The organism is Pseudolysinimonas sp., assembly GCF_057350545.1.
On sequence record NZ_JBMRCP010000062.1, the window covers coordinates 18,652 to 29,177 of the forward strand.

At 71.0% G+C, this 10,526-nt stretch carries 12 protein-coding genes, 1 tRNA gene and 1 pseudogene; 6 read left to right on the forward strand and 8 right to left on the reverse strand.

The genetic code is table 11. From position 1 onward, the window contains the following. Positions 1-76: 76 nt before the first annotated feature. The 3 genes from ACO1X9_RS08775 to ACO1X9_RS08785 all read right to left on the reverse strand — a co-directional run bounded on the left by ACO1X9_RS08775 (position 77) and on the right by ACO1X9_RS08785 (position 3,331). Positions 77-781 carry an anti-sigma factor gene (locus tag ACO1X9_RS08775; protein ID WP_486350444.1) on the reverse strand — a complete coding sequence of 235 codons (705 nt, stop codon included), beginning with the start codon at positions 779-781 and terminating at the stop codon, positions 77-79. Next, entirely contained in the window at positions 778-1,347 is a 570-nt protein-coding gene (gene sigK / locus ACO1X9_RS08780) for an ECF RNA polymerase sigma factor SigK (RefSeq protein ID WP_486350456.1), read from the reverse strand. The genes ACO1X9_RS08775 and sigK overlap by 4 nt, the downstream gene beginning before the upstream one ends. 262 nt (positions 1,348-1,609) lie before the next feature. Further along, positions 1,610-3,331 carry a cytochrome c biogenesis protein DipZ gene (locus ACO1X9_RS08785; protein ID WP_486350445.1) on the reverse strand — a complete coding sequence of 574 codons (1,722 nt, stop codon included), beginning with the start codon at positions 3,329-3,331 and terminating at the stop codon, positions 1,610-1,612. A gap of 145 nt (positions 3,332-3,476) precedes the next feature. Here ACO1X9_RS08785 and ACO1X9_RS08790 point away from each other — a divergent pair, with 145 nt between their 5' ends. Next, a complete protein-coding gene (locus ACO1X9_RS08790) occupies positions 3,477-4,115 on the forward strand; it encodes a fasciclin domain-containing protein (RefSeq protein ID WP_486350446.1) in 639 nt (212 codons plus the stop codon). Between the two features lie 191 nt (positions 4,116-4,306). Here ACO1X9_RS08790 and ACO1X9_RS08795 read toward each other — a convergent pair whose 3' ends face one another. Further along, complete coding sequence (locus tag ACO1X9_RS08795) at positions 4,307-4,936, reverse strand: DNA-directed RNA polymerase subunit beta (RefSeq protein ID WP_486350447.1); 630 nt, start codon at positions 4,934-4,936, stop codon at positions 4,307-4,309. A 9-nt stretch (positions 4,937-4,945) separates the two neighbouring features. After that, entirely contained in the window at positions 4,946-5,158 is a 213-nt protein-coding gene (locus ACO1X9_RS08800) for a helix-turn-helix domain-containing protein (RefSeq protein ID WP_486350448.1), read from the reverse strand. Between the two features lie 266 nt (positions 5,159-5,424). Between ACO1X9_RS08800 and ACO1X9_RS08805 the strand changes: the two genes are divergently transcribed. Continuing rightward, positions 5,425-5,733, forward strand: coding sequence for a DUF6907 domain-containing protein (locus tag ACO1X9_RS08805; protein WP_486350449.1), 309 nt, complete (start codon positions 5,425-5,427; stop codon positions 5,731-5,733). Between the two features lie 17 nt (positions 5,734-5,750). On the opposite strand, the gene ACO1X9_RS08810 is transcribed toward ACO1X9_RS08805, so the two are convergent. Beyond that, positions 5,751-5,823, reverse strand: a tRNA-Lys gene (locus tag ACO1X9_RS08810). Between the two features lie 514 nt (positions 5,824-6,337). Here ACO1X9_RS08810 and ACO1X9_RS08815 point away from each other — a divergent pair. Genes ACO1X9_RS08815 through ACO1X9_RS08825 form a run of 3 tightly spaced genes read left to right on the forward strand, consistent with a single transcriptional unit; the run spans position 6,338 to position 7,954 of the window. Continuing rightward, positions 6,338-6,805 (forward strand): hypothetical protein, encoded by a 468-nt coding sequence (locus tag ACO1X9_RS08815; RefSeq protein ID WP_486350450.1) that lies wholly within the window; start codon positions 6,338-6,340, stop codon positions 6,803-6,805. Between the two features lie 2 nt (positions 6,806-6,807). Then, a complete protein-coding gene (locus ACO1X9_RS08820; RefSeq protein WP_486350451.1) occupies positions 6,808-7,455 on the forward strand; it encodes a hypothetical protein in 648 nt (215 codons plus the stop codon). A 31-nt stretch (positions 7,456-7,486) separates the two neighbouring features. Beyond that, on the forward strand, positions 7,487-7,954 hold the full coding sequence (locus ACO1X9_RS08825) for a DUF2510 domain-containing protein (RefSeq protein WP_486350452.1): 468 nt from the start codon (positions 7,487-7,489) through the stop codon (positions 7,952-7,954). Between the two features lie 12 nt (positions 7,955-7,966). Here ACO1X9_RS08825 and ACO1X9_RS08830 read toward each other — a convergent pair whose 3' ends face one another. Beyond that, positions 7,967-9,037, reverse strand: coding sequence for a VIT1/CCC1 transporter family protein (locus ACO1X9_RS08830; RefSeq protein WP_486350453.1), 1,071 nt, complete (start codon positions 9,035-9,037; stop codon positions 7,967-7,969). After that, complete coding sequence (locus tag ACO1X9_RS08835; RefSeq protein ID WP_486350454.1) at positions 9,037-9,960, reverse strand: aldose 1-epimerase family protein; 924 nt, start codon at positions 9,958-9,960, stop codon at positions 9,037-9,039. The genes ACO1X9_RS08830 and ACO1X9_RS08835 overlap by 1 nt, the downstream gene beginning before the upstream one ends. A gap of 90 nt (positions 9,961-10,050) precedes the next feature. Here ACO1X9_RS08835 and ACO1X9_RS08840 point away from each other — a divergent pair. Next, a pseudogene (locus tag ACO1X9_RS08840) lies at positions 10,051-10,526 on the forward strand (galactose-1-phosphate uridylyltransferase); the annotation flags it as partial.

A 10,526-nucleotide genomic window follows, 5' to 3' on the forward strand; every position in this document is an offset into this window, starting at 1 on the left:
CCGCCGCGGTAACCAGCCGCGCGGGCCTCCTGCACCTCCGGCGGGATCAGGGACGCCGGAGGAGTCTGTGTGACGCTCAGAGCGTCGAGATGGTGACGAGCACCGGCAGCGTCGGCGTCGTCGATCCGCCCGCCGGCTCGATCGTGATGCCGATCGTGTCGCCCGCCTTCATGTCGCCGACGAGCGGGACCGCGAGGGTTCCCTGCTCCGGAGCGGTGAAGGTGCCGGCCGGCTCGGCATGACCGGAGTCGTCGATGAGCCACGCCTGGTAGACGCTGTCGGACGCGAGCGGCTCGAAGTCGTCGATGAGGATCGCGGCGCGCTCGAGCTCGGCCGACCAGACCGCGGTGACGCTGCCCCCGCCCTCGACCCGGCCGACGGCACGCTCGTAGTCGGCGGCGGCGGTGATCTGCTCGACGACCGACGGCTCCCGCGTGATGTTGAGCGCGATCGCGGTGCCCCCGACGGCGATGACCGCCGCCGCGGCCGCACCGAGCAGCACGGCGACCGGCCGCGAGGCCCAGGGACCCCGCACGACGCGTGACGGCTGCGGCGTGGTGTCGAGGGCATCCAGGATGCTCGCGCGCAGCGTGTCTCCGGGCGCGACGGGCGCCGCCGCGAGACCGAGCACGGCGGCCGTCTCGGTGAACTCGCGCACCTCGGCGGCGAGTCGGCGGTCGCGCCGCAGGTCACCCTCGAGTTCGCGTCGTTCGGCGGCCGTCAGCGCGCCGAGCGCGTACGACGCCGCTCGGGTCGTGCGGTCGTCTGCGGTGTCGCTCACGAGGTCACCCCCAGTTCGTCGCGCAGACGGATCATGCCGTCGCGCAGTCGGGTCTTCACGGTGCCGAGCGGGATGCCGAGGATCTGCGACATCTCGCTGTGGCTGTAACCGCCGTAGTAGGCGAGGATCACGGCCTCGCGCTGAAGCGGAGTCAGTCGCGCCATCGCGACCTTGACCCGTTCGTTCTCGAGACGGATCTCGACGGTCTCCGCGACACCGTCGAACTCGCGCTCCATGTCGCGGATGCCGATCTTGATGTCGCGCTCGTGGCTCTTCTGCGCGGACCGGATGCGGTCCACCGCCCGGCGGTGGGCCATGGTGAGCACCCACGCCATCCCGCTGCCGCGGTTCTGGTCGAACTTCGACGCCGACTGCCAGATCTCGAGGAAGACCTCCTGCGTGACCTCCTCCGACTGCGCGCGGTCGCGCAGGAGGCGGGTGACGAGACCCATGACGCGCGACGAGATGCGGTCGTACATCTCGGCGAACGCGGCGCGGCTGCCGTCGGCGACCTCGCGGAGGAGGCTCTCGATCGAGAGGTCCTCGACGGATTCCGACGTCGGCACGGGGATCAGTCTCGCATCCGTCGTCTTCGCGGACCGCGGAGCGCGCCGGTGGCTGTCGGCGTCGGCGAGGTTCAGCACGATCGCGCTCACGGCTCCTCCTCGCGGTCTCGGGTGGTCGGGTAGGTCGGGTGGTCCGGGTGGTCCCGGGTAGGTCGACCGGGGCGCGGCGTCTGGGATGGCTGAAAGCCCGCCACGCCCCGGTCGAAGAGTGATTCGGAGCTCCCGCGCCACCGGTTTGCCCCGAGATACGGGAGTCGCTCGATCATCCGAACGTGAACGAGTAGACGGTCACGCCGGCGGGCACCCGCAGCTCGATGTCGCCCGTCTGCGACCCGTCGGTGGTGAGCAGGCGGTAGGAGTCGGGCGACCCGTCGACCTCGAGCGTCACGCGCTTCCCGTCGACGATCGCCTCGACCGTGCCCGAGCCTCCGAGCACCACGCGCACCTCCTGCGTGGCCGTGTAGGCGAGGCGTACGCCGGCCTCCCCCGCGGTCGGCGTGGCGCCCTGGAAGTCGAGCGTCCAGTCGCCCTCGAGGGCGAACGTGTCGCGTTCGAGCTCACGCGGGTAGGCGTAGACGTTCGCCCCGCTCGCGTAGTCCTCGTCGCCGCCGAAGTTGACCTCCTTGCCGAGGCCCAGGTAGCTCTCGGGCGTGGTGGCGCCGACATCCGGCGTCTCGTCGATGACCGTCGTGGGCTCGGGCAGGTCGACGTCGGGGTCGGCCGCGACCAGCAGCTCGCGGATGAGCCGCTCGGTCGTCTCATAGCCGCCCTCGCCGAACTTGATGTGACGCACGACCCCCTCGGCATCGATCAGATACGCGGCCGGCCAGTAGCGGTTGCGGTAGTTGGTCCAGGTCGACAGCGAGTTGTCCATCGCGACGGGGTACTCGATGCCGAAGTTGGCGATCCCCTGCTCGACGTTGCGCTGCTCCTTCTCGAAGGCGTACTCGGGCGAGTGGATGCCGATGACCCGCAGTCCGGCGTCGCGATAGGCCTCGTCCCAGGCGGTGACGTGCGGGAGCGAGCGCTGGCAGTTGATGCACGCGTAGGTCCAGAAGTCGACGAGCACGACCTGCCCGCGCAGGTCGGCGAGGTCGATCGCCTCCCCGCCGGGCGTGTTCAGCCACGCCGTGATGCCCTTGATGCTCGGCGCGGTGCCGCAGCTCTCGAGCTGTTCCCCGCCGTTGCTGCACTGGTCGAGTTCTCGGTTCTCGTCGTTCACGAGACCACCGAGGTCGAGGGCATCCTGCACCTCGTCGGACTCCGCGAGCTGCTGCTGGATGCCGCCCGTGTAGTCGGGGATGAGTCGCTGCAGCAAGGCCGGCAGGTTGAAGACGAGGCCGATGGCGAGCGCGAGCATCGTCACGCCGCCGATCGTGCGGATGAGCGCCTGGCGGCGGCGGAACGTCTTGATCCGCTCCGCGACCCCGCGGCCCGCGAGCGCGAAGATGAGCAGCGGGATCGAGGTGCCGATCGCGAACGACGCCGTGAGCACGACGGTGTCGAGTCCGATCCTGCCGGTCGAGCCGGCGACGGTGATCGCGGCGAGCACGGGCCCGGCGCACGGCACGAAGACGGCGCCGAGGGCCAGCCCGAGCAGGAAGCCGTTGCGGTCGGGGCTGATGTACTTCTGCGGCACCTTCGAGAAGGGAAGCTCGAGCAGGTGCTGGAACCTCGGGATGATCAGCCCGAGGCCGATGATGGTCAGCACGACGATGCCGGCCCAGCGCAGCACGTCCTGCGGCAGGCCGAGCAGCGAGAGCAGCAGCGATGCGACGAGGGTGACGACGCTGAAGCTCAGCGCGAGACCGGCGATGACGAGGAACGGTCGCCAGCGCGACGGTTTCTTCGCGGCCCCCTCCCCCGTACGGGCGCTCGCGGCGCCGCCGGACAGGAAGACGACCGGGAGCACGGGCAGGATGCACGGCGAGATTCCGGTCACGAGGCCTCCCAGAAGCCCGATGAGTACGAGGGTGATGGACATGGCGGTGGTTCGGACCCGACCCCCGGATCGACGGGTTCGGCTCTTCGACCCATCCCCCACGACGGGGGGCTCCGAACCCCCGTCAAGCGATCGCCATGGGGGCGGCCGTGGGGGATCTGGGCCCCTTCACCACGAAGGGAAGATCATGCGAATCACGTCACGAATCACCGGCCTCGCACTCGTCGCGGCGGTCGGCCTCGGCCTCGCCGCCTGTGCGCCGATGGACACCACCACCGAAGAAGAACCGATGAACACTCCGAGCGCGGAGGCGATGGACCCGGCGTTCGACGACCTCGTGGGCTCGGGCTGCGCCGCCTACGCGGAGGCCGTGCCGGACGGCGGCGGGTCGATCGTCGGCATGTCGCAGGACCCGGTCGCCGTCGCGGCGAGCAACAACCCGCTGCTGACGACGCTCGTCGCCGCCGTGTCGGGTCAGCTCAACGCCGACGTCGATCTCGTCGACACGCTCAACGGCTCAGAGTTCACGGTGTTCGCGCCGGTCGACGAGGCGTTCGCCAAGATCGACGCCGCGACCATCGAGGCGCTCAAGCTGCCGGAGAACGCCGGACTGCTGTCGAGCATCCTGACCTACCACGTCGTGCCCGGTCAGATCCTGCCGAGCGACATCGCCGGCACGCAGACCACCGTGCAGGGCGGCACCGTCGAGGTGACCGGCTCGGGTGACGCGCTCATGGTGAACGACGCCAACGTCATCTGCGGTGGCGTCCACACCGCCAACGCGACCGTGTACCTCATCGACACGGTGCTCATGCCGGCCGAGTAACACCCGCTCCCTTGGAGGACCCCACGCGGCACACGGCCCGCGTGGGGTTCTTCGCATGCGCACGACCGCCAACAGGACGACGGAAGAGGGGAACCGAGCCGCAGAAACGCCTCTCGGCGCAAGGCCGCTCGAAGCGGCGGATATTGGAGCCCGGGGTTTACTGCGGCCCGGCCGGAACAGCTTAGCTCGGGCTACTCGAGAGCGCCGTCGTGCGCCAGACGCGCGCAGACGGCGAGCTCGTCGGCCGTCGTCGTGAGACGCAACGCCCGCCGGGTGAGCTCCGAGGCGCGGTCGGGATCGGCACTCTCCTGGTCGTCCGCGACATCCGACGCGCCCGCCGCGGTGACCCGGCAGAAGGCGGCCGCGCGGTCGAGTGCGAGGGCGAAGTCGCCGTCGAACACCCCGCGCAGGATGCGGTCGGCCAGCTCCGTCATCTCCTCCGGCCCGGCGGGGGTCGGTGCGCCCGCGACGAGCGGGTCGATCGTCGGCAGCACCTCGGTGCCGCGCTGGAACAGCAGGCTCACGCCCGCCGGATCCTGCTGGATGAGCAGTCGGACGAGATAGAGCCGCCAGAGCGCCCCCGGGAGGGTGTGCGGCCCGGAACGCGCCCACAGCTCGGCGAGTGCGTCGATGCCGTGCTCGTCGGTGTAGTGCACGAGCCTCTCGACGACCTCGGGGTCGGCGGCCTCGCGTGCGCGGGTGAGCAGCACGCGCGCGGTCTCGTGCGCGGCACGCATCACCGCGGCGGGGTCCTGTGAGCCGGCGAAGGCCTCGAACTGATGCCCCTCGAAGAGTGCCGGCTTTCGGAAGTTCTCGACCACTCCCCCACGCTACGCGCGGTCGGGCTCCTTCAGCAGGCTCACCGGGTCGACGCCGAGTCGCTGCGCGAGCCGCTCGAGCGTCTGCAGGGTCAGGTTTCGCTCCCCGCGCTCGACACCGCCCATGAAGGTGCGGTGCACGCCGATCTCGTCGGCGAGTTCCTCTTGGCTCAGGCCGCGCTCCCGGCGCAGGCGTCGGATGTTGCGGCCGACGATGTGCTGCAAGTCACCTTCCACATCTCGTAACGTTCCCGACCGCTACTTGAAAGTCTACATACTGATGAGTAGCATTCAGTCGATCCGCCGTTGTGGGCGGGTCCTGCCCCTGGCTCCGGGGGCGGCGTCTCCCGGTCCGATCCACCGTGCGTCGCCCCCGGTTGCCCCCGCGAGGGCTCCTCCCCCGCCCGTGCGCCGCACGTGCCTCCCCCGGGGCGGGGGCGGTGTCCGACACGTCGTCTAGCGTGCCGACACCGGAACCGAGAGCGAGGACGATGAGACGCCAGTGCCCTCCGTGGTGCGTCGCCGACCACGACGCCGAAGACGAGCGCGACGTCGTGCGCCACCGCGGAGCCACGCGCGACGTCGCGATCGTCCTGGAGGGCCGCGGTGGTGAGCCCCCGCGTTCCGGGGAGCTGCTCGTGGAGGTCTCCCGCCGCCACGACGAGGTCGCCGTGTGGGTCTACCTCGGCGACGGCTGGACGGGGTTCTCGCTGTCGCTCGAGTCGGCATCCCGGTTGTCGTCGACGTTGAGCGACGCCCTCCGCGACGCTGACGGTCACCGCTCACCCCCGCGGCCATGACGATGACCGCCGCTCGGTGCCCCCGGTGGGTCTCGATCCCACGACCCGGCGCTTAAAAGGCGTCTGCTCTGCCAACTGAGCTACGGGGGCTGACTGTGGTCAAGCGTACTTTGACCGCGTGAAGCGATGTGTCACCTGTCGTCGGCAACTGACTCCCCACGACTTCAACCGCAAGCGGGCCTCGCGCGATGGCCGGCAGAACGTCTGCCGCGACTGCAACCGCGAGCGGGCGCGGCGGTACTACGCGGAGAACCGCGACCGCCACCTGCGGACGATCCGTGCTCGCACCATCGAGGCGCGGAGACGCGCTCTCGCGTATGTCGGGCTCCACCTTCTGAGCCATCCGTGTGTCGATTGCGGAGAACGCGACCCTCGCGTCTTGGACTTCGACCACCGACCAGGCTCGGGCAAGACCGCGGATGTCATGCGATTGGTGCGCAACGGGCACTCCATCACACGCATCGAGTCGGAAATCGCACGCTGCGACGTGCGCTGTCGCAACTGCCACGCGCGCGTCACCTCCGAGAGGCGGGCGCGTGATTGGCGGACTACCCTCATGCGTCAACACGAGGAGACGTCCCGCCCGGCTGAGTAACCTGATCTCGTGTCCTACGAAGAACGCCGCAGCGCCGCCAGCCGACTCAACGCCCGCATCGCGGAGGTGCGCGAGGGCTGGGGGAGCGGAAAGGTCTTCGACGAGAACCGCGAGCTGCTCGGACAGCTCGTCTCGCGGGTCTCCCTCGCGCAGAATGGGCACGAGCCGCAGTACGTCTCCGCCGAGTTCGACGACGACTGGGCGCGCGTGACCGTCTTCCTCGAGAGTGCCGTGGTGGACGCGTCGTTCAAGGAGGGCGCGCTCATCGTCGATGTGCTTCCGCTCGACATCGCGTCGATCCGCATCACCGCGACCCAGGATGTGCTCGACGGCGACGCGCGCTTCGACCCCGAGCAGCCGATCGCCGTCAACGTGACACTCGCCGAGGGCCGCACCCTCACCCTGCGCGGCACGGGCGACGAGGATGACCAGCTCACGCGCTACCTCCCCCTGCTGTTCGCCAAGACCACGGGCTGAGGGTGGCCGACCCGCGCACGCCCTCGCCGACGCGGCCACCCTACTTCTGGCTGTCGGTGCTCGGCGCGCTGCTCGGGCTGCTCGCGCTCGGCCTGCGAGTCGTGACGCTCCCCGAGGGCGGCGCGCGTCCGTTCCTCCTCGGCCTCGTGGCGGCCCTCGCTCTCACGGCCGTCATCCTCGGGGCGTTCGCCCTCCGCATCCGGTCGCGCATGCGGGTCGCCGCCACCGCCTACCCCGACGCGGTCCTCATCCCGATCGCCGTCGGAACGGCGACGTCGGTCGCCACGCGCTGGCTCGCCGAGCGGTTCGCCGAGCCCGCGCTGCACCTCCGGCCGTCCGGTTACGCGACGGTCGCCGTCGACTCCGCCGGAGTGCACGTCGTCGCGTCCCCTTCGCGACCGCACGGGCACATCCCGGCCGCCGCGGTCACCCTCGGACCGATCGGCCGCACGATCATCGGCCTGCGCGAGGTCGACGCACTCGTGCTCGAGGTCGAGGCCGGCGAGCAGACAGCTCCACTTTCGCTCGTGCCGATGCGGCTGCGCGGCAACCCGCTCCGCACCCTCACCGACGCCGAACTGCTCGCGGTGACGGCGCGCATCGAAGACGCCCTGGCGGGCCGCCCCGTGAGCCCGGGCTGGGGCTACTGACCGGTCCGTGGCGACCGCTAGCCTCGGGACCGTGAGCGACCTTCCCGCGCCCCCTGACCCGACGCCGTCGACCCCCGGGGTTCCCGCCGGGTGGTACAACGACCCCACGACCGGTCGGATGCGGTGGTGGGACGGGGGCGCCTGGACCGAGCACTTCCATCCGCCCGCCCCGCCACAGCCGATCTACGGTCCACCCGGGTCGACCCCGACCGGCTACATCCAGCCCGGATACGTCCAGCCGGGCTACGGCCGCCCCAGTAACAACGCAGCCACGGCCTCGCTCGTGCTCGGCATCGTCGGCTTCGTCATCACACCGATTCCGTTCTTCATCGGATTCTTCTTCGGCGGCATCCCCGCGTTGCTCGCTGTGATCTTCGGCATCGTCGGGCTCGTGCGTTTCGGTCAGGTCCGCGTCGGTCAGGCGATGTCGATCGTCGGGTTGTGCCTCGGTGGCTTCATGCTGCTGCTGATCCCGCTCGGCGCAGGCACCATCTGGTGAGCGGCCGCGGACTCAGACGGTCGTGCCGAAGAGCAGCCCGAGCAGGTAGGTGACGGCGGCGGCGCCGAGGCCGATCGCGAGTTGCCGCAGTGCTCGACGCAGGAGCGAGCCGCCCGACAGCAGCCCGACGATCGCACCCGTCGCGAGCAGCGCCGCCCCGACCGACGCCGACGCGATCGCGACGGCGCCGAACCCGGTCGCGCCCGCGAGGTACGGGATGACCGGGATGAACGCTCCCGAGGCGAAGAACAGGAAGCTCGACACCGCCGCCGCCCACGCCGAACCGATGCCGTCGTGGTCATCGGGCGTCGGGTCGACCACGACTCCCGCGTCGTCGAGGTGCAGAGTCGCGAGCACCTCCTGCGCGTGCCGACGCGCCTCCTCCGGCTCCATCCCGCGCGCGCGGTAGACGAGCGCGAGCTCGTTCGCGTCGACGTCGAGGTGCGGCAGCGCGTGCTGCGACTCGGGGTCGGGTCGGGATGCCTCCAGCAGTTCGCGCTGGGACCGCACCGAGATGTACTCCCCCGCGCCCATCGAGAGCGAGCCGGCCAGGAGTCCGGCGACTCCCGTGATGAGCACGGCCTGCGGCGGCAGTCCGGTCGCACCGACGCCGAGCACGAGGGCGAGGTTGGAGACGAGTCCGTCGTTGATGCCGAACACGGCGGCGCGGAGGCCGCCCGCGAGCTTGCGCCGACCGCGCGCGGCGAGTCCACGCAGCACCTCGCCGTGGATGCGCTCGTCGGCCGCCATGGCCTCCGTTGCGTCGGCGTCGCCGTCGTAGGGCGAGCGTCCCTCAGCCCGCTGGGCGAGCGCGAGCACGAAGAGCGAGCCGAAGCGCCGCGCCATGAGGATGAGCAGGCGGCTGCCGAGGCTCGCGGGCCCGGGTTCGCGAGCCTCCGCCCCGAGGAGCGCCACCCAGTGCTGCTCGTGACGCTGTTCGGCGTCGGCGAGGCCCAGGAGGATGTCGCGCTCCTCGCCCGTGTAGCGCTCGGCGAGCTCCCGGTAGAGGGCGCCCTCCGCCCGCTCGTCGGCGAGGTAACGGCGCCAGCGGCGGCGTCGGGCGTTCTCCGAGCCGCCCGTCATCAGGACGTTCCGGGCGTGTAGCGCAGCCCCCACGAGCCTTCCGACGAGGCGCCGGGCTCGATCCACTGCAGCCCCTGGCCGGAGTTGAGCGCATCCGGCGGAGCGGTCATCGGCTCGACCGCGATCGCGAGGCCCTTCACCCCGTCGCGCGGGAAGATCGGCGTCGTGAAGACCTGGACGTAGCCCCAATCGACGTCTTGCACGAGCTCGACGGTCGAGCCGTCGGGCGCGGTGAGCCAGGCGCTCGCGCCGTCGCGATGGGTCACGCCGCCGAACGCCGTGTCGTAGTCGAGGTCACCGACCCGCAGCCCCTGCCGCACATCGAAGCGGGTGCCGTCGACCGGGCGTTCGGCGATCGGGTTGAGCCGATCGTCGACGTCGAAGTAGGTGGCCGCGGCCACGGTGAGCACGAGGTCTTCCACCGGGGCATCGCCGACGCGGAGGAACGGATGCGATCCGACGGCCCACGGCGCCCGGCTCTCGCCGAGGTTGGTGACGCCGTGGGTGACGGTGATGCCGTCGGGGCGCACCTCGTAGCGCACCCAGGTGTCGAGCGTGAACGGCCAGCCGTGCTGCGGCGGGAGGAACGCGCCGAGCGTCACCGACGACTCCGTCTGCTCGCGCACCTCGTAGTCGGCGGTGCGCAGCAGGCCGTGCAGCGCGTTGTCGCGGGCCACCTCGGTGATGTCGAGCTGCTGCTCTTCGCCGTCGTGCGTCCAGCGGCCGTCGCGCACGCGGTTGGGCCACGGCGCGAGGATGATGCCGTTGCCGAACGGCGGTGGCGTCGTGCCGTCGTACGGCTCGGTGATCGGGATGCCGCCCACGGTCACTCCGCGGAGCACGGCGGCGACCGTGCCCACCTCGACACGGACGCCGTCGGCGTCGAGGACGAGGTGCTTTCCGGCGGCGTCGTTTCGGTTCACGACAAGCAGCCTAGGACGCCGTGCGGCGCCTTCGTCCGCGCGGCGACATCCTTTCGATTCCGAAAGATAGATTTCAGTACCGTAAGCAGGGTGACCGGCATCGTGAAGCGCGCGACGCGGCTCGCCGACGGGCGCGAGCTCCTCTACTTCGACGACGCCGACACGATTCTCGGGCCGGAGCGCCGGATCGACGCGCGCACGCTCGACCCCCGTCCCGAGACGGCGCGGATGCGGCAGGACGTGCTCACGGGCGACTGGGTCTCGATCGCCGCCGCGCGCCAGAACCGCGTCTTCCTGCCGCCCGCGAACCGCGACCCGCTCGCTCCGCAGACCCCGGACAACCCCTCCGAGGTGCCCGACCTCTACGACGTCGCCGTCTTCGAGAACCGCTCGCCGTCGTTCGGGCCCGCCCTCGGCGACGACCCGGGCGCCCCGCACGGCCTCGATGACCTCGCCGAGCTCGGGCTCGGACGGGAGCGCACGTCGGTCGGCCGGTGCGAGGTCGTCTGCTTCAGCCCCGAGCACGAGGGCTCGTTCGGCACGCAGACCGAGAGCCGCGCGCGCAC

Coding starts and splice junctions, on each gene's coding strand:
- ACO1X9_RS08830 (WP_486350453.1), bottom strand. CDS start 9,037: ATGACGGGCGGCTCGGAGAACGCCCGACGCCGCCGCTGGCGCCGTTAC.
- ACO1X9_RS08805 (WP_486350449.1), top strand. CDS start 5,425: ATGAGACGCCAGTGCCCTCCGTGGTGCGTCGCCGACCACGACGCCGAA.
- ACO1X9_RS08785 (WP_486350445.1), bottom strand. CDS start 3,331: ATGTCCATCACCCTCGTACTCATCGGGCTTCTGGGAGGCCTCGTGACC.
- ACO1X9_RS08790 (WP_486350446.1), top strand. CDS start 3,477: ATGCGAATCACGTCACGAATCACCGGCCTCGCACTCGTCGCGGCGGTC.